The organism is Variovorax sp. SG517, from assembly GCF_013376045.1.
Taxonomy (GTDB): Bacteria; Pseudomonadota; Gammaproteobacteria; order Burkholderiales; family Burkholderiaceae_C; genus Variovorax.
In genome coordinates this window covers 199,282-217,769 of sequence record NZ_JABMJG010000001.1, presented here as the reverse complement: position 1 = coordinate 217,769, position 18,488 = coordinate 199,282, and the positions used below count along the sequence as shown (strand labels likewise).

Sequence of the window (18,488 nt, the reverse complement as noted above, 5' to 3'; positions counted from 1 at the left end):
CCCGCCCGGGCTAGCGGGAGGGCGTGTGCAGCACGGCGGAAAGCAGGGTGCGCGTGTACTCGTGCTGCGCGTGCTCGAACAGGTCGGCCGGGCGGCCGCGCTCCACGATGCGGCCCTTGAAGACGACGCAGACCTCGTCGCAAAGGTGGTTGACCACCGCGAGGTCGTGGCTGATGAGCAGGTAGCTGATGCCGAATTGCTGCTGCAGGTCCTGCATGAGGTTGAGCACCTGGGCCTGCACCGACACGTCGAGCGCACTCACGGGCTCGTCGGCCACGATGAGCTTGGGGCGCGTGATGAGCGCTCGCGCGATGGCGATGCGCTGGCGCTGCCCGCCGGAGAACTCGTGCGGGTACTTGTCGAGGTCGGTGGTGCGAAGGCCCACGGCGGCGAGCGTCTCGGCGGCGCGTTCGCGCTGCTCGGCCCGCGTGGTGGCCGCAAGCGCTTCGAGCGGCTCGGCGACGATGCGCGCGACCGTCTGGCGTGGATCGAGCGAGCCGTACGGGTCCTGGAACACCATCTGGAAGTCGCGGCGCGCCACGCGCAACTCTTCCTTCGAAAGCGCATGCAGGTTGCGGCCTTCGAGCGAGACGGTGCCCGAGGTCGGCGTATCGAGCGCCATCACGAGCCGTGCGATGGTCGACTTGCCCGAGCCCGATTCGCCGACGATGCCCATGCTCTGGCCGGCCTGCACCTCGAAGCTCACGCCGTTGAGCGCCTTCACGGTGGGCGGCGGGCCGAAGAGCTTCTCGCGCGGCAGCGCGTAGTGGCGATAGAGGTTGTTCACGGCCAGCAGCGGCTGGCGGGCGGTAGCTGGCTGGCTCATGCTGCGGCGGCCCTGGCGTTCGATGCGGCGATTTCGCCCAGCCGCAGGCAGCGCACCGTGTGGTTGTTCGGCAGCAGCGTCTCGCGCGGCTTCGTGCTCTGGCACAGGTCGATGGTGTGCGCGCAGCGGCCGGCGAAGGCGCAGCCGCGGGGCATGTCGACCAGCTCCGGCACGCTGCCGCGGATCGTGGGCAGCCGGCCCGCGCGCACCGCGCCGATGGCGGGGCGCGCAGCGAACAGGCCGCGCGTGTAGGGATGTGCGCGGCCGGCGAAGACCGTGTCGGTCGGCCCACTCTCCACTGCGCTGCCGCCGTACATCACCAGCATGCGCTTCACGCTGTTGGCGATCACGCCGAGGTCGTGCGAGATCAGGATCAGCGCCATGCCCATTTCCTTGACCAGGCCCTGGATCAGGTCGAGCACCTGCTTCTGGATGGTCACGTCGAGCGCGGTGGTCGGCTCGTCGGCGATCAGCAGATCGGGCCCGCAGGCGAGCGCCATCGCGATGCCGATGCGCTGGCGCTGGCCGCCGGAGAACTGGTGAGGGTACGCGTCGAGACGCGAAGCCGCATCGGGAATGCCCACGCGCTCCAGCAGGTTCAGCGCCTCCTTGCGAGCCTGTTCTTTGGTCAGCCCGCGATGCAGCCGCAGCGGCTCGCCGACCTGGCGCGCGATCGTGTGCACCGGGTTCAGGGCCGTCATCGGCTCCTGGAAGATCATGCCGATGCGGTTGCCGCGGATCTCGCACATCTTCTTCTCGGGCAGGCCCACGAGCTCCTGCCCGTCGAGCTTGATGCTGCCCGACACTTTGGCGGTGGACGGCAGCAGGCCCATGAGCGACATCACGGTGATCGACTTGCCGCAGCCGGATTCCCCGACGATGCCCAGCGTTTCGCCGCGCTCCAGCGAGAACGAGATGCCGCGCACGGCTTGCGCCGGCCCGCGCTGGGTCTGCAGGCCGATCTGGAGGTTGTTGACTTCGAGTAGAGGCATATCGCTTAGCGGGCGCGTGCGAGGCGCGGATCGAGCAGGTCGCGCAGGCCGTCGCCGAGCATGTTCAGGCCGAGCACCGCGAGCGCGATGGCCATGCCGGGGAAGACGGCCAGCAGCGGCTGCTGGAACATGAGGGTCTGTGCTTCGCTGAGCATGCGGCCCCAGGACGGTTGTGGCGGCTGCGTGCCCAGGCCGAGGTAGGAGAGGGCGGCTTCGGCAAGGATGGCGATGGCGAAGCGGATGGTGATCTGCACGATCAGCACCGCCGAGATGTTCGGCAGCACGTGCTGCATGGTGATCGAGAACGGGCCCTTGCCGCAGGCGCGCGCGGCGGCGACGTACTCGCGCGACCAGATGGCGTTGGCCGATGCCCGCGTGATGCGCGCGAAGGTCGGAATGTTGTAGATGCCGATCGCCACGATGGCATTCACGATGCCGGCGCCGAACACGGCCGTCATCATGATGGCCGAGAGGATCGCGGGAAATGCCAGCGTGAAGTCGGACAACCGCATCACTGCTTCCTCGACCCAGCCGCGCTTGGCGGCTGCGAGCAGGCCCAGCGCCGTACCGACCACGAGCCCGATGCCGACCGCGATCACGCCCACGAGGATGGATGCGCGTGCGCCAACCAGCAGCAGCGAAGCCACGTCGCGGCCGAACGCATCCGTTCCCAGCCAGTGCGATGCGGAAGGCGCCTGCAGCTTGTTCGCCATGTCCATGCCGTAGGGCGAGTACGGCGTCCACACATAGGAGAGCAGCGCGGCAAGCACCAGCAGCGCGGCGAGCACGCCACCGATGCAGAAGCTGCGGTGTCGCACAGCACGGCGCCAGAAGCCGGGGGCCTTCAGTGCTACGCCGGAGGGAGCGGCGGACAGGGCGCCGGAGGTCGGGTTGATGGCGCTCATATGTCGCTGGCCTTGATGCGCGGGTCGATGACGGCATAGAGCACGTCGACCACGAAGTTCACGATGACCACCATGGCCGCCAGCAGCATCACGCAGTTGCGCACCACGATCAGGTCGCGGTTGCTGATGGCCTGGAAGATCAGCCGGCCCAGGCCGGGAAGATAGAACACGTTCTCCACCACGATCGTGCCGGCCAAGAGTTCGGAGAACTGCATGCCCATCACCGTGATGACCGGGATCATCGCGTTGCGCAGCACGTGCGTCCAAAGCACCATGCGCTGCGACACGCCCTTGGCGCGCGCGGTGCGCACGAAATCCTCGCGCATCACCTCGAGCACGGCCGAGCGCGTGATGCGCGCCAGGATCGCCGCCTGCACCACTGCCAGCGAAAGGGCAGGCAGCAGCAGCGACTTGATGCCCGCAAAGATCCCTTCGCCCCATCCTTCGAAGCCGCCAGCGGAGAACCACTGCAGCTGCACCGAGAACACCAGGATCAGCAGGATGGCGAACCAGAAGTTCGGAATGGCGATGCCGACCTGGGCCATGCCCATGAGGCCGACGTCGCCGAGCTTGTTGTGGCGGGCCGCGGCGGTCACGCCCACCAGCAGCGCGATCACGACCGTGAAGGCCATCGCCAGCACGGCCAGGGGCACGGTCAGCGCGAGGCGTTCGAGGATCAGGTCGAGCACCGGCGAGCTGTAGGCGTAGCTGTCGCCGAGGTTGCCGGTGAGCAGGCCGCCGATCCAGTGCCAGTAGCGGGTCCAGGCCGGCTGGTCGAGGCCGAGCTTGGTGGCCAGGGCGGCGACGGCCTCGGGCGAGGCGTCGGGGCCCATGAGCATCTGCGCGGCGTTGCCGGGCAGGATCTCGAGCACGAGGAAGACGATGACCGAGGCGCCGATCAGGGTGCCGATCAGCGTCAGCGTGCGCTTGAGCAGGAACAGGCCCATCTCAGCCTCTCAGGTCATTCAGGGGAATGCAGGGCGTCATGCTGCCGAGATGCATTCGGCGATCGCGCGGCCCACGTCCACCGTGTTGGCCGTGCCGCCCATGTCGCGGGTGCGCGGGCCTTCGCTCAGCACGGTCTCGATGGCCGAGAGCACGGTGGCGGATGCCTGTGCGTAGACGGGATCGTCGCCGCCGAGGTGGTCGAGCATCAGTGCGGCCGACCAGATCTGGCCGATGGGGTTGGCGATGCCCTTGCCCGCGATGTCGGGCGCCGAGCCGTGCACCGGCTCGAACAGCGACGGAAACTTGCGTTCGGGGTTGAGGTTGGCCGACGGCGCGATGCCGATGGTGCCGGTGCAGGCCGGGCCCAGGTCGGACAGGATGTCGCCGAAGAGGTTGGAGGCCACGACCACGTCGAACCAGTCGGGGTGCTGCACGAAATGCGCGCACAGGATGTCGATGTGGAACTTGTTCGTCGCCACATCGGGGTAGCGCGTGGCGATCTCGGCCAGACGCTCGTCCCAGTAGGGCATGGTGATAGAGATGCCGTTCGACTTGGTCGCGGCCGTCAGGCTCTTGCGCTTGCGGCGGTTGGCGAGCTGGAACGCGTAGTCGATGATGCGGTCCACGCCGGTGCGGGTGAAGACCGCTTCCTGGATCGCCATCTCGCGTGGCGTGCCTTCGAACAGGCGGCCGCCCACGGAGGTGTATTCGCCCTCGGTGTTCTCGCGCACCACCAGGAAGTCGATGTCGCCGGGCTTGCGGTGTGCCAGCGGGCCGGGCACGCCGGGCATCAGGCGCACCGGGCGCAGGTTGACGTACTGGTCGAAGTCGCGGCGGATCTTGATCAGCAGGCCCCACACGGCGATGTGGTCGGGCACCTTGTCGGGTGCGCCCACCGCACCGAAGTAGATGGCGTCGTGGCCCTGGATCTTGTCGGCCCAGTCGGCCGGCATCATCAGGCCGGTGCGCACGTAGTGGTCGGAGCCCCAGTCGAAGTGGTCATAGGAGAAGCCGATGCCGAAACGGCGGCCGACCGCGTCGAGCACGCGCAACCCTTCGGGCATGACCTCGACGCCGATGCCATCTCCGGGAATGACTGCAATCCTGTGCTTTTTCTGCATTGACTCAACCTGTTCAAAGTTCGTTCGTTTCGGGGGACACCGGCGCTCGTGACGCAGGCTTTCGAAAAAATTCTAGAAGCGAGAAACGGGCCTGCGCAGGGGGTTCGCACCCAGTTCGACTTGACAAAATAAGAAGGCCATGCCGACGCGTTTCCCTATGAAGAAGGGTAAATTGTGCGCCGCTAAACCGGCTTCGAATTCGAATAATTAGAAGGCTGAAGCTTCTGATGGCTGCCGCCCGAAGGCTCCTGGGCCTCCTGCATGAAGGCTTTCTGAAGCAGGCCGCGCGACCCTGCCGGATACTCCGCGCGCTCGCGAGGCGTTCCGCAGAGACCGCTCGCCAGGAGATCCATGAACTTCTTGTCCGTTGCCGCGAAGGCGATCGCAGGCCGCATCCGAGGGTGGCTCCAGCCCTCGCTGGTGCGTCGCCTGCTGTTCGCGCAGATCGCGGTGGCGGGGCTGTTGTGGAGCGCCACGCTGGCGTTCTTCTTCTACGACTCCAACCGCCTGCCGGAGCTGGTGCGTTACGACAGGGTCTTCCAGAGCATCATGGCCTGCGCGCAGAACCTCGCCTTCGACCCCGCGCGGCAGCAGCAGACGCTCAAGGCCTTCGACATGGCGCTGCAGGAGACTTCGAGCGACTTCAAATCCGATCAGGACCGGGCGCCCGTGCTGCAGGTGTGGCAGCAGGGCCGCCTCATCTACAACTCCACGCCGAGCGCCCCACTCATGCACACGCAGATGCCTGGGCGGGTGGAGCAGGTGCGTGCCGGCGAGCGCGCGTGGCGCGCCCGCTCGATGACCTCACCGCTGCTGGACACGCGCGTGCTGCTGGCCGAGCCCGACGTGCTGCGCCTGAACTTCACCATCGAGCACCGCAGCTACTACCTGCTGCCGCTGGCCATCAGCCTGCCTTTCATCGTCTTCCCCGCCTGGCTTTCGGTGATGCTCGCGCTGCGGCCGTGGCGGCAGGTGACCAAGGAGACCGCGGAGCGCGGCCCGGCCGATCTTTCCCCGCTGAGCTTCGAGCCGCCGCACAAGGAGCTGCAGCCGCTGGTGAACGGCATCAACGGCCTGCTGCGCAGCGTGCGCGACCGTGCGTCGCGCGAGCGCGGGCTGATCGCGGACGCGGCGAACGAGCTGCGCACGCCGCTCGATGCGATGCGCGTGAACGTCGAAGCCCTGAAGGCGCAGACCGCCGATGCCGGCCAGCGCGAACTCATGGCCAACGTGCTGCGAAGCAACGACCGCGCTGCGCGGCTTGTAGGCCAATTGCAGCAGCTGATGCGCAGCGACGAGATGCCGCGGGACGCCATGCCCGCGACCCTGGCCTTCGACGAGCTGGTGCAGGACCGCATCCGGCTCGTCGATTCGCTCGCGCGGGCGCGCGGCATCGCGCTGGAGTTCGCGCGCGACGAGGCGGCACCTGTGCCGGTGCATGGCGAGCGCGAGAGCCTCATATCGATGGTGAGCAACCTCGTGGAGAACGCCATCAAGTACAGCCCCGATGGGGGCACGGTCGAGGTGCGCGTCGGGCGCGAGGCATCGGAAGCCGTCCTGCAGGTGACCGACCAGGGGCCGGGCATCCCGCCCGCGCTGCGCGAGCGGGTATTCGACCGCTTCTTCCGCAACCCGGATCAGACGCAGTCCGGCAGCGGGCTGGGGCTGGCCATCGTCAGGTCGGTGCTGGAAAAACACGGTGGCCGCATCGCGTTGTCAGACGGCGACGGCGGACGCGGCCTGTGCGCAACGGTATGGCTGCCGTCGTCTGGCTGACAAGAGGGCGCATCCCTCTTAGGATGGGCCGATGCGAACACTTCCACTCCCCACCGGCGGCGAGATGCCGGTACTCGGCCTGGGCACATGGCGTATGGGCGAAGACGCGAAGCGCCGCGCCGACGAGGTCAAGGCCGTGCGCGAAGCCATCGCGCTGGGCTATCGGCTCATCGACACCGCCGAGATGTACGGCGAGGGTGGTGCCGAGACAGTGCTCGGCCAGGCCATCGGCGAAGCGCTGCGCGCGAACGACGTGCGGCGCGAGGAGCTCTTCATCGTCAGCAAGGTCTATCCGCACAACGCCAGCCGGCGCGGCACGCGCGACGCCTGCGAGCGCAGCCTGAAGCGGCTTGGGCTCGATGCCATCGATCTGTACCTGCTGCACTGGCGCGGCAGCCACCCGCTGCGCGAGACGGTGGCGGCGATGCATTCGCTGGTGGCGGACGGGCGCATCGCCCACTGGGGCGTGAGCAACTTCGACACCGACGACATGGAAGAACTGGTGGAGGCGACTGGCGACGGCCCGGGCTGCGCGGCCAACCAGGTGTACCTTTCGCTCGGCGAACGCGGACCCGAGTTCAGCCTGCTGCCCTGGCAGCGCGAGCGCGGCATGCCGCTGATGGCCTACAGCCCCATCGACCAGGGGGCGCTGGCGGAGGACGACGGGTTGGCCGAACTTGCCGCCAGGCTTGGCGTGACCGCCGCGCAGCTCGCATTGGCAGCCGTGATCGCGCGGCCCGGCGTGGTCGTAATCCCGAAGGCGGTGCGCAGCGCGCACCTGAAGGAGAACCTGGCTGCTGCCGATCTGCGGCTCGATGCGGCAACGCTGGCCGAACTGGATCGCCTGCATCCGCCGCCGCGGCGGAAGACGCCGCTGGCGATGATCTGAGCGCAGGGAAGCGGCAGCCCGCTTCCACTCCTTTCTCCTGCCGTATCAGTGCGCGTCTGCGTGCTTCGCAGCCGCGATGATCGCCTGATCGTCCTGCTTCGCGCCGTTGAGGAACAGGTTCAGCAGCACTGCCGCAATCGACGCCAGCAGGATGCCCGACTCGATCAGCGAGTGGATGGCGTGCGGCATCCATTGCTTGAAGTTGGGAGCGATCAGCGGAATCATGCCGATGCCGATCGACACCGCCACGATCATCGCGTTGTGCCGGTTGTTCTTGAAGTCCACGCCCGAGAGGATGCGGATGCCCGTGGCGGCCACCATGCCGAACATCACGAGGCCAGCACCGCCGAGCACCACCGTGGGCAGCGATTCGACCAGCGCCGCCATCTTCGGCAGCAGGCCCAGCACGATCAGGATGATGCCGCCGGCCACGCACACGTAGCGGCTCTTGATGCCCGTGACGGCCACCAGGCCCACGTTCTGCGAGAAGCTGGTGTACGGGAAGGTGTTGAAGATGCCGCCGATCAGCGTGCCCAGGCCGTCGGTGCGCAGGCCGCGCGCCAGGTCCTTCTGGCTGATCCTGCGGTCGGTCATTTCACCGAGCGCGAGGAACATGCCGGTGGATTCGATCATCACCACGATCATGATGAGCGTCATCGTGAGGATCAGGATGGGGTCGAACTGCGGCATGCCGAAGTGGAAGGGCAGCACGATGTCTACCCAGGCGGCCTTGCCCACCTTCTCGTAAGTCATGAGCCCGGTGACCGAGGCGACGACAGCGCCGATCACGATGCCCAGCAGCACCGAGATGTTGGCGACGAAGCCCTTGGCGTACTTCACGATCAGCAGGATCGACACCAGCACCAGGGCCGCAACGCCGAAGCCGGAGAGGTCCGCGTACTTGGGATTGGGCACCGTCGGCATGATCGCGAAGCCCTTGGGCACGGCGGGAATGGAGCTGCCCGGCGAGGTCACTTCCGCGAGCCACTTCGCATAGACCGGATCGACCAGCGCCGGAGCGGTCGGGCCCACGGGGTTGCCGAAGATCCAGTTGATGCCCACGCGCATCAGGCTGATGCCGATGACCGCGATGATGGTGCCGGTGACCACCGGCGGAAAGAAGCGCAGCATGCGGCTGACCAGCGGCGCGATCAGTATCGATACCACGCCCGCGCCGATGATGGCGCCGAAGAGAAGCTGTGCGCCGTTCTGGCCGGGGTTTGCGTTGGCGATGGCGACCATCGGCGCAACGGAGGCGAAGGTCACGCCCATCATCACCGGCAGCTTGATGCCGAAGAACTGCGTGGCGCCCAGCGCCTGGATCAGCGTGGCGATGCCGCAGCAGAACAGGTCGGCCGAGATCAGCAGCGCGACCTCGTCGGGGCTGAGCTTGAGCGCACGCCCCACGATCAGCGGCACCGCGACGGCGCCCGCATACATCACCAGCACGTGCTGAAGGCCGAGGGCCGCGAGCTTGCCGGTGGGAAGCCGCTGGTCCACGGGATGGACTGTGGAGGGGGTGCTGTCGGCCGTCATCGTGTGTCTCCTGCTGCGGCGAGAGAGGGATTGATCGAGGAGAGGCGGGCGACACGGCTGGGCATGCGCACACCTCATTGTGTACGCCAAACTGTATACAACTTATGCAACAATCCGGACTCAGGAAAACCCGAATCCGGTGCAGGGCCTACATAACGACTGGATAGGGGCCTTGATCGAAGGTTTGCGCGTGGTAGCCCTTGCTGCCCACGTCGCGCGCGAGCTGGCTGCGGAAGTCGCGGCATTCGCGCAGGCAGCGCAGCACGTGCGCGAAGTCATGCTGTGGCTTCCATCCGAGCTCGCGCCGCGCCAGCTCGTTCACATAGACGCGGTCGAGCCGCCGGGGCAGCGCCCATCCCCTGGCCGCATAGAGCGCCTCCGCTTCGGGAAAGAGGCGCTGCAGCACGGCGGCTGCGTCCTCGCGCAGCATCGTCAGGTCTTCGCGGGTGAAGGGCGTGGTGGCCGAGACGATGTAGCGGCCGAAGCCGACGGCCGGCGCGCGACGGGCGGCGAGAAGATGCGCCTGCACCACGTCCTCGATGTCGGCCCGGCGATGCAGCAGCTCGTTGGCCTGTGCGTTGTCCAGCGAATGCAGGCTGCGCGCCGCCGCGTCGTCGTCCTCCTCGGGAAAGAAGCGCGAAGTCTTCAGCACCACCACGGGCAGGCCCTGCCTGCGGTGGAACAGCTCGCACAGGCTCTCGGCCGAGGTCTTCGTCACGCCGTAGATGTTCTTGGGAACGGGCACCACGTCTTCGGTGATCCATGCGGCCGGCACGCCCTCGGCGGGCGTGAGCGCGGAGCCGAAGGTGCTTGTGGTGCTCGTGAACACGAACGACTCGACACCCGCGGCAACCGCCTCCTCCAGCAGCACCAGCGTGCCCGTGATGTTGGTGTCGACGAACGCCTGCAGGCTGTGCGTCGCCACGTGCGGCTTGTGCAGCGTGGCCGCATGGATGACGGTGCGCACCCCCTTCATGCAGTCGCGCACGAAGGCGCGGTCGGTGATGGTGCCGGTGCGGTCGGTGAAGGCGGAAGGTGTGATGTCGATGCCGCGCGCGTCCTGTGAGGTGGCGCGCAGTTTGCGCATCAGTGCCTCGCCCAGGTGTCCGGCGCTGCCGGTGATCAGGATGGTCATGGCCGCGAGACTATCGCCGGGCGCCTGGACCGTCCACGCATAAGTTATGCGTGATTCTCAAGCGCGGGGTCTTGCCTCGCGCACCGTGAGGCCGGAGGCTGCCTGCTTGGCGTCGTGCTTCGCGATGGCGGCCTCGCTGGCCACGTCTTCTGCGTGCCTGAACATGCCCGGCGGGATGCGCACCGCGCCGATGGCCAGCGTGGCGAAAGGCGTGAAGCGGACCACGCCGTGCCGGTCCTCGCCTTCGATGCCGCCGGCCTGCCGGTCGGCTTCGTCGTAGAGGCCGGGTGCCTGCCGGTTGAAGGCCTCGATCAGCCGTGCGCAGCGCTGGTGCCAGTCGGGGCTCTGGAACAGCATCAGGAAGTCGTCGCCGCCGATGTGGCCGACGAAGTCGCGATGCGCGTCCGCATGCTGCGCCGCGAGCCGCGAGAGCAGCAGGATCATCTCGTCGCCGCGCCAGTAGCCGTAATGGTCGTTGAACACCTTGAAGCTGTTCAGGTCGGCATAGCAGGCCGCGAACTCGGCACCGCTGTCGAGCAGCCGTTCGATGTGGATGTTGATGGGGATATTGCCCGGCAGCGAGGTCAGCGGATTGGCGTGCCGCGCCGCCTCGATGCGCGCCTCGGTGACCGCGCGCACGAGCTGGTCGCCGGTGCCCAGGCCCGCATAGCGCTTCTTCTCGGTCACGATGAAGCCTTCGTTCAGGTAGCGCTGGTCTTCCGACATCAGGATGCCGAGCAGGCTCTCGACGTTCTCCTCGCGCTCCACGATCAAGGGCGTGCTGCTGCCATAGGCCAGGCACGGGCGCCGGCCGTGCACCTCGCGGAAATACAGCCGCGCGTAGTCGTTCATGAACGACTGCCGGTTGATCAGCGCGACCGGCGTTGCGCCTTCGACCACGGCCAACGCATGCAGCTGGGGGTGCTTCTGGAAAGCAGCCGCGACCTCGTCGACCGGCGTCAGCGGGTGGAGTGCTGGCGCCTGGATGATCGACAGGCTGCGCAGCACGTTGGGCTGCGAGGTTTGCGATGCATGCGGCATCACCGCGATGCGGCTGTCCGAGATGGCGGCCGCCACGGGCTCGGGCAGCGCCGCCAACAGGTGCGGCGCCGGCGGGCCGAACAGGAAGCCCTGGCCCTGGGCGATGCCGAGGTCGCGCAGCACGCGCAGGTCCTGGGTGTTTTCCACGCCCTCGGCGATGAGCTCGGTGCCCATCGCAATGCCCAGGCCGACGATGGCACGCACCATTGCCACGCTCTGCGGGGAGTCGCAGATGCCCTGGGTCAGCAGCTTGTCTATCTTCACGAAGTCGGGCTGGAGTTCCTTCCAGCGCCGCAGGTTGGAGTGGCCTTCGCCGAAGTCATCGAGCGCGATGCGCGCGCCCAGCGCATGCAGCGCCTTGACCGCCTCCTGCAATGCCCCGGCATCGGCAGCGGCGCGTTGCTCGGTGAGTTCGACCGTCACGTCGCGCACCGCGATGCCGTGGTCCGCCAGCATGCGTTCGAGCCGGCAGGTGCCGCCGGAGGCGTCCATGGCCTCGATCAGGGTGTCGGCGCTCATGTTCACGAAGAGCCGGCCCGGCTTGTTCAGCCGGCCCCAATGTGCGAACACCGCCTCCACGCAGTGCAGCTCGAAGCCGGTCAGCCGGGATTCGGCGGCTGCCTGCGCGAGCAGCGCCTCGGGGCCTGGGAGGGCGATGCCGGCGCCGCTGCGGATCAAGGCCTCGTGACCGAAGATCGTTCCCTGGCGCAGGTCCACGATGGGCTGGAAGAACGGAGCGATCGCAGGATGCGGCGGGGCGCTGGGCGGGGAGGGCCGGGGCATGCTGTGGAGGTTGTTCGTCGGCGGCTCTCGCGCGGAAGAAAAACAAGCGAGTAGCCTTTTTGGGCTACAGCATGCCGTATTTATGTGACAGGTGCACCGGCCGCCCTGCCGTCGGCATGGTCAGGCGACGGTGGTGACGATGCGCCCCGCGCGCCCGTCGGACAGCGCGATGCGCTCCCACAGCACGCGTCCGGGGAGGATCGGGACGACGCGGTCGGTGTTCGGCCCGGTGGCGATCTCCAGCGACGACAGCTCGCCCGCGTGCCAGCCCAGCCCGTCGAGCGTGGCCTCGGCTTCGAGGATCTCCTGAGAGGCATAGCCGATCAGCGAGCGGCCGATGAATTCGCTGGCGTCGGCGCGCCATTCGGACTGGCGCGAGGGCGACGCGGCCAGCAGCCGGTGCGTTCGGTCGCAGACCAGGTGCACCTTGCGCATGGACGACTCGATCAGCCGCTTCAGCGCGGCGTCCTGCGTCGAGTCGCACGCTGCCGCGAGCAGCCGGTGCGCCACGGCCTGCTGCGCCGGGGAAAGTGCCAGCTGTCCGCGCTCCCAGCGCGAGACGGTCGCCTGGTTCACGCCCATCAGCTGCGCGAAATGCGCCTGCTTGATGCCGCGCAGCAGCCGCATCTGGCGCAGCGCGAGGCCGAGGTTCCTGCGCATGTCAGGCCAGCAGCGCCTTGACCAGGTCGAGCTGCCGGTCGGGTTTTTCGGTGCCGAGTTCGAGGCTGGCCTCGATGCGCTCCAGGTGCTCGGTCATGCTCTTCACCGCGGCCTCGACGTCGCCCTTGCGGCACAGGCGCAGGAACTCGGCGTGCTCGTCCGACGAGCAGTGCGGGTCGTTCGAGGAGTGGTAGAGCATCGCGATCAGCGAACTGCGCGCTACCAGTTCGCGCACCAGTTCGGCCAGCGTGCGGTTGCCCGTGGCCTCGGCCAGCGTCACGTGGAAATCGCCCAGCAGCTTTTCGCGCACCGTGCCCATGGTGGTGCTCTGGCGCAGCGCGGTGCGTTCGAACTTGATGTGCTGCTCCAGCGCCTGGTAGTCGCGCGGCCGTGCGCCGGCGATGAAGAGGCGCACCACCTCGCTCTCGAGGATGCGGCGCACCGCGAACACCTCGCGAGCTTCCTCCACCGAGGGCTGGCTCACGAAGGCGCCCTTGTCGGGAATCATCTCGATGAGCTTGTCCTTCGACAGCATCAGCAGCGCCGCGCGCACCTTGGTGCGGCTCACCGAATACACGCGGCCCAGCGCTTCCTCGCGCAGCCAGGTGCCGGGCGGCAGGCGCTTCTCGACGATTGCGGTGGCGATGTCGTTGGCGATGCTTTCGATGGAGCTGTTCTTGTCGGCTGCGGCCGCGCCGCTCTCTTCGGGAGCGGCGGCGGCGGCAGGGGAGGCGGAAGATCTGGAACTGGCGCGGGGCATGCGCAGATTGTGGCTTACCGCGCGAGGGTAAAGCCTTCGAGTGCGCCAATGATGGGCTTTGGCAGGGGCTTTGCGAGCTCGCCGCGCTTGCTGGTGCGCAGCTTCAGCGTCACCAGCGACTCGATGAGCTTGGTGCCCGCGGCCACGCCATCGATCACCGGTACGCCCAGCACGCCCTCGATGTGCTCGCACAGGTCGGTCATGCCGGCGCAGCCGAGCACGATGCAGTCGGTGCCGTCTTCTTCGAGCGCGCGGCGGCACTCCTCTACGATGCGCTCCCGGGCTCCCGAGCCGGGCTCCTCCAGTTCGAGCACTGGCAACTCGCAGGCGCGCACGTTGGCGCAGAAGCGTTCCATGCCGTAGATCTCGGCCAGGTGCCAGGCCTGCCCGATGGTGCGGCCCAGCGTGGTCACCACGCTGAAGCGGCTGCCGATCATGCTGGCCAGGTGCATGGCCGCCTCGGCGATGCCCACCACGGGGCCGCGTGCCAGTTCGCGCGCAGCCTTCAGGCCAGGGTCGCCGAAGCAGGCGATCACGTAGCCGTCGATGCCGTCGCGTTCGCCCGCGGCGATCTCCTGCAGCAGACCCGGCACGGCCAGCGCCTCGTCGTAGTGGCTCTCGATGGACACCGGCCCCATGGCCGGGCTCACTGCGACGATCTCGGTGCCGGCCTGCGCCACCGCGCGGGCGCAGGCGCCGATCTTCTCGGTCATGCTCCAGGTGGTGTTCGGATTGATGATCTTGATGCGCACGGCGCGGTCCCTTTCTTTCTGTCTATCTGACTAACCGATGATTCAAGTCTTGTCGCTGCGGTTCAGCACGGCATAGATGATGAAGCCCAGGCCCATGCCGATGAACCACGCGTAGTTGGCGGCGCCGCGCAGCGTCGGCACCATCACGCAAAGAATGGGCACGATGGCCGCCGGCACCAGCGCCTGGATCGCCTTCGGGTTGTAGCCGCCGCTGTACCAGTACTCGCCCTTGGGGCTCATGCTGTAGAGCGCGTCCACGTCGATGCGCTGCTTGCGCACGATGTAGTAGTCGGCAATGAGGATGCCGAACAGCGGGCCGATGAAGGAACCCAGCACGTCGAGCGTGTAGTGAATGACTTCGGGGCTGTTGTAGAGGTTCCACGGCGTGAGGAACACCGAGCCCACCGCGGCGATCATGCCGCCCGTGCGCCAGCTGATGTGCTGCGGCGCCACGTTGGAGAAGTCGAACGCGGGCGAGACGAAGTTCGCGACGATGTTGATGCCGATGGTGGCGATCATGAAGGTCAGCGCGCCCAGCACGACTGCGGTGGTGCTGTCGATCTTGCCCACGGTGTGCACAGGGTCTGTGATGAGCTCGCCGAACACCGGCAGCGTGGCGGCGGTGGTGATGACCGTCAGCAGCGAGAAGAACACGAAGTTGACCGGCAGGCCCCAGAAGTTGCCCTTCTTCACCGCTTCGAAGCTCTTGCCGTAGCGCGAGAAGTCGCCGAAATTGAGCATTGGGCCGCTGAAGTAGCTCACCACCAGCGCAATGGCCGAGAGCATCACGGGCAGCGCGTCCCAGCCCTGGAACTTGATGCCGCCCAGGTTCAGGTCGATCCTGCTCCAGCCGGCCTTCCACACCAGCCAGCCGCACAGGATGGCCATGACCACGTACACGGCGGGGCCGGCCCAGTCGATGAACTTGCGGATCGCGTCCATGCCGTGCCAGAACACGAAGGCCTGCAGCACCCACATGACCATGAACGCGACCCAGCCCAGGGCGGAGAGGCCCGCGAAGCCGTACTTCGTGACCTCGGCATACGGCGCCAGACCCGGCGCCATGTGCAGCGCCAGCACCATGAAGGCCGCCGAGGCGAGGTAGGTCTGCACGCCGTACCAGGCCACCGCGATCAGCCCGCGGATGATGGCCGGGATGTTCGCGCCCAGCACGCCGAAGGGCGCGCGGCACACCACGGGGTAGGGCACGCCCGTCACCTGGCTGGGCTTGGCCACGAGGTTGCAGAAGATCTGCACGATCACGATGCCCACCAGCAGCGACACCAGCACCTGCCAGCTCGAAAGGCCCAGCGCGAAGAGGCTGCCCGCGGTGATGTAGCCGCCAACGCTGTGCACGTCGGACATCCAGAACGCGAAGATGTTGTATTGCCCCCAGGTCTGCTTCTTCAGCGGAGCGAGGTCTTCGTTGGTCAGCCGCGGGTGGTAGCCCGGCTTGATGACTGCGTTCGATTCTGCGTGCGGCGCAATGCCGGCTTCGCTCGCCCCCGTGGGGGCCTGGCTGACGACTGTGCTCATGGTCTTACCTCTTGCGGGTGGGTGGATCAGAACCGGTTTTGACGCAAATTTCGCGCCGGATTATCGAGTGCGTTATTTGTATACAAAAAACGAACGCAATCAAGGTCATTCGAGAACTCATATATCGGTGTAATCCCTGAGGTTTCTCGCGTTGGCGCCGGGTGCGGCGCCAACGCGCGGGCATGCGCGGACCGAGGGAGAGAAAGGCTGGAGAGACAGGGAGGCCGGATGCCTCGGGATGGGGCGAGGCCGCGTAGCGATGCACTCGTGAGGTGCGCCGCTACAGGGCCGGTGCCGCCCGATGCGGCGGCGTGGCGCGCGTGACGACCTTACTGGCCGTGCTCTTTCTTGTGCGGCGGAGCGGCGTGTTCGTGCGGAGCCGGGGGATGCTCGGGATGCCCATGCGGGGGCGCTGCCGGGTGCGGTCTGGGCGCGGGAACTGCCGGTGCTGGCATCGGCCTTGGCGGACGCTGGAGCTTCTGATCGCCTCCGTCGTGCGCTGCGAATGCCGGGCGCCCTTGATGTGCCATTCGAGGATCTTCGGTCGGCGGCTTCGGTCGTTGAGGCATCTCGGCGCGAGGCTGCGCCGGTGTCGGCGAGGCCATCGCAGGCGCAGGTGTCTTGGCAGGCGCTTCGGACATGAGCGGCTCGGGACGCGACTGCGGTGCAGGATGCGGCGAGGGCTCGCCATGCGCCTGCGCCTCGGGACGGCCCTGCGGCTCGTGCTGTGCCTGAGGCGCAGAGGGCGGCTGCGAAGGCGAGTGACCGGCAGCAGCCTGTTGTGCGGCAGGAGTGCCGGCAGCCGCAGGGCGGACAGCTTCCGCCGACCGTGCTACGGGCGGTGGCTGGCGATCGACCGGCAGCGCGGCGACCGGCTTCGCGCTCGCCGGAACGGGCGCCATCGCACGCACGACGGGCGGCAGTGCAGCGGCAAGGTGGGCGCTTGCCGGTATCGCCGCTTCGAACGGCCGCCCACTCGCGGTCGCGCTGGCGGGCGCCACAACTTTCACTGTCTGGTTGTTGTTGGTGATGTTCGTGACGTTGGTGATGTTGTTGACCGTCGTGTTGTTCGTCACGTTGTTGATCGTGGTGTTCTGCACGCGCATGCCGACGTTGGTGACCGGCGGCGCACTCACGACCACCGCCGGCGGCGTACCGATCGGGGCAGGCACGATCAGGCCGAGCCGCGAACCGGGAGGCGCGGGAACGAACACGCCCGGCGGCCCGATCGGAGCGATCCCTGCCACCACGCCGGCAGCCGCCACCGACACCGCGAGGCTTAGGCCCAGGGGCGGCGGCACGAACGCGACGCCCGGCGGCGACCAATGGCCTGCGACGAAGACCACCACGTTGTCGCGATGCTCGTAATAGGGCTGCACCCATCCATAGCCGGGCTGTGGAGGCGCGGACCAGCGGCCTGCGGCCCACACCCAGTTGCCGTGCCATGTCCAGTAGCCGCCGGTCCACACCGCTCCTACGAACGGTGAGGGCGGTGGCGCTTCCACGAGCATCGGTGGCGGAGCCCATGCCACCGCGATGGGAGGAGGCTGATACAGCGGCGGATCGACATAGACGCTCACGACCGGCGGTGTGGCGACGACTACATGCGCGGGCTGCACGACGGTGCGGACTACCGGGGCCGGTGGTTGAACGACACAGCCTGCAGTCAGGCTCACCACCAGAACTCCTGCGAGTTGAAAGACGGGGAGAGAAGATGCTTTTCTCATTCGATATTCCCGATGACGTGCACGAGTGGCACAGGGAACGACCTAACGGGCTCTCGAAAACAGTCGATGACAGCGCCGAAATGAATTTCATGCAGTAACGATATTTCCCCGTTCGGGTCGATCCGTGTCAGGCTGCGCTCAGCCTGGATCACCTCGACAAGGAAAGGAACGAACGTTCCACATTCAGGAAGATGAAAAGACCGATCATCTTCCTAAGTAATGAATTAGATCAATGATTTGAAGCAAACATATAACGGCGCGGTAGCTCCATCTTGGCGCTTTGGAAGGAGAAACTGTGCGGCTGCTGGATTCCCAACTTTCTCTCGAACCCGAATCGAGTGGTTCACTCATCGAAGTCTCGACGGGCCCGGTTAAGAGGCCGGCCGAAGATATAGATGTCACCCGGATATTGCTCGTCGATCATCGCTCCAGCTTTTGCGACTCGATGAATGAAGCGCTGCAGCAGCGGGGGGTAATGATCGATATAGCGCGCGGCACCAATGCGGCAGCGACCCCTGCGCTTGCACGGGACTATTCGCTGGTTCTGTTGAACTCCATGCAGCTCGGCAGCGCAGGACTGAGTGCCGTGCGATCGATCCGGCGCAAGACGAATGCTCCCCTGCTCGTTCTTACCGAGCGCGACAGCGTGGCCCTGCGCCTGGCGGGGCTGGAACTTGGCGCGAGCGACTATCTGGTCAAGCCTTTCACGATGCCCCAACTGCTGGCGCGCATCAGGGCATTGGCGCGCAACTGCGTTGCACGCCCCCAGCCGATACTGTGGCTGGGCGATCTGGAAATCAACGAGCGCGATGCGACGTGCCGCCGCGACGGCAAGGACCTCGGGCTGACCAGGATGGAGTTCGTGCTCTTGCTTGCCCTGCTTCGCAACCAGGGGCGCGTGATGTCGCGCGAAACGCTCGCCCGCGAAGTCTGGGGCACGGAGTTCGATCCCGCCACCAACGCGATCAACGTGGCCATACTGCGCCTGCGCAACAAGGTCGATGCACCGTTCGACGTGAAGCTGCTGCACACGGTGCGAGGCGAGGGTTACGTGCTCGAACTCCGGTCTCGCTCCTGAGCGAGCCTCCTGCAGTCTCTCCG

16 protein-coding genes are annotated in these 18,488 nt (G+C 67.0%); 3 read left to right on the top strand and 13 right to left on the bottom strand.

Going from position 1 to position 18,488, the window contains the following annotated elements:
- Positions 1–10 precede the first annotated feature (10 nt).
- The 5 genes from FHT32_RS00935 to FHT32_RS00915 are packed head-to-tail and all read right to left on the bottom strand — an operon-like array spanning position 11 to position 4,792.
- Positions 11–826 carry an ATP-binding cassette domain-containing protein gene (locus FHT32_RS00935; RefSeq protein ID WP_176662798.1) on the bottom strand — a complete coding sequence of 272 codons (816 nt, stop codon included), beginning with the start codon at positions 824–826 and terminating at the stop codon, positions 11–13.
- Entirely contained in the window at positions 823–1,818 is a 996-nt protein-coding gene (locus FHT32_RS00930; protein ID WP_176662797.1) for an ABC transporter ATP-binding protein, read from the bottom strand. Before FHT32_RS00930 ends, FHT32_RS00935 begins: the two co-directional genes overlap by 4 nt.
- 5 nt (positions 1,819–1,823) lie before the next feature.
- Positions 1,824–2,723 (bottom strand): ABC transporter permease, encoded by a 900-nt coding sequence (locus FHT32_RS00925; protein WP_176662796.1) that lies wholly within the window; start codon positions 2,721–2,723, stop codon positions 1,824–1,826.
- Positions 2,720–3,670 (bottom strand): ABC transporter permease, encoded by a 951-nt coding sequence (locus tag FHT32_RS00920; RefSeq protein WP_132752728.1) that lies wholly within the window; start codon positions 3,668–3,670, stop codon positions 2,720–2,722. Before FHT32_RS00920 ends, FHT32_RS00925 begins: the two co-directional genes overlap by 4 nt.
- A 36-nt stretch (positions 3,671–3,706) precedes the next feature.
- On the bottom strand, positions 3,707–4,792 hold the full coding sequence (locus FHT32_RS00915) for a tartrate dehydrogenase (protein ID WP_176662795.1): 1,086 nt from the start codon (positions 4,790–4,792) through the stop codon (positions 3,707–3,709).
- Between the two features lie 351 nt (positions 4,793–5,143).
- Here FHT32_RS00915 and FHT32_RS00910 point away from each other — a divergent pair, with 351 nt between their 5' ends.
- Entirely contained in the window at positions 5,144–6,568 is a 1,425-nt protein-coding gene (locus tag FHT32_RS00910; protein ID WP_176662794.1) for a HAMP domain-containing sensor histidine kinase, read from the top strand.
- A gap of 31 nt (positions 6,569–6,599) precedes the next feature.
- Positions 6,600–7,457 carry an aldo/keto reductase gene (locus FHT32_RS00905; protein WP_176662793.1) on the top strand — a complete coding sequence of 286 codons (858 nt, stop codon included), beginning with the start codon at positions 6,600–6,602 and terminating at the stop codon, positions 7,455–7,457.
- A gap of 45 nt (positions 7,458–7,502) precedes the next feature.
- On the opposite strand, the gene FHT32_RS00900 is transcribed toward FHT32_RS00905, so the two are convergent.
- The 8 genes from FHT32_RS00900 to FHT32_RS00865 form a co-directional block, all read right to left on the bottom strand.
- Positions 7,503–8,993, bottom strand: a complete 1,491-nt coding sequence (locus tag FHT32_RS00900; RefSeq protein ID WP_176662792.1) for a nucleobase:cation symporter-2 family protein — start codon at positions 8,991–8,993, stop codon at positions 7,503–7,505.
- Between the two features lie 148 nt (positions 8,994–9,141).
- On the bottom strand, positions 9,142–10,128 hold the full coding sequence (locus FHT32_RS00895) for an NAD(P)-dependent oxidoreductase (RefSeq protein WP_176662791.1): 987 nt from the start codon (positions 10,126–10,128) through the stop codon (positions 9,142–9,144).
- A 57-nt stretch (positions 10,129–10,185) separates the two neighbouring features.
- Complete coding sequence (locus FHT32_RS00890; RefSeq protein WP_176662790.1) at positions 10,186–11,952, bottom strand: EAL domain-containing protein; 1,767 nt, start codon at positions 11,950–11,952, stop codon at positions 10,186–10,188.
- A 120-nt stretch (positions 11,953–12,072) separates the two neighbouring features.
- On the bottom strand, positions 12,073–12,612 hold the full coding sequence (locus tag FHT32_RS00885) for a helix-turn-helix transcriptional regulator (RefSeq protein WP_176662789.1): 540 nt from the start codon (positions 12,610–12,612) through the stop codon (positions 12,073–12,075).
- Between the two features lies 1 nt (position 12,613).
- A complete protein-coding gene (locus FHT32_RS00880; RefSeq protein ID WP_176662788.1) occupies positions 12,614–13,372 on the bottom strand; it encodes a GntR family transcriptional regulator in 759 nt (252 codons plus the stop codon).
- A gap of 14 nt (positions 13,373–13,386) precedes the next feature.
- On the bottom strand, positions 13,387–14,124 hold the full coding sequence (locus FHT32_RS00875) for an aspartate/glutamate racemase family protein (RefSeq protein ID WP_176662787.1): 738 nt from the start codon (positions 14,122–14,124) through the stop codon (positions 13,387–13,389).
- A 42-nt stretch (positions 14,125–14,166) separates the two neighbouring features.
- On the bottom strand, positions 14,167–15,660 hold the full coding sequence (locus FHT32_RS00870) for an NCS1 family nucleobase:cation symporter-1 (protein WP_176662786.1): 1,494 nt from the start codon (positions 15,658–15,660) through the stop codon (positions 14,167–14,169).
- A 329-nt stretch (positions 15,661–15,989) separates the two neighbouring features.
- Positions 15,990–17,336: a hypothetical protein gene (locus tag FHT32_RS00865; RefSeq protein ID WP_176662785.1), complete on the bottom strand. Its 1,347-nt coding sequence runs from the start codon at positions 17,334–17,336 to the stop codon at positions 15,990–15,992.
- Between the two features lie 346 nt (positions 17,337–17,682).
- On the opposite strand from FHT32_RS00865, the gene FHT32_RS00860 reads away from it, so the two are divergent.
- Positions 17,683–18,465 carry a winged helix-turn-helix domain-containing protein gene (locus tag FHT32_RS00860; protein ID WP_371132113.1) on the top strand — a complete coding sequence of 261 codons (783 nt, stop codon included), beginning with the start codon at positions 17,683–17,685 and terminating at the stop codon, positions 18,463–18,465.
- The last annotated feature ends 23 nt before the right edge of the window (positions 18,466–18,488 follow it).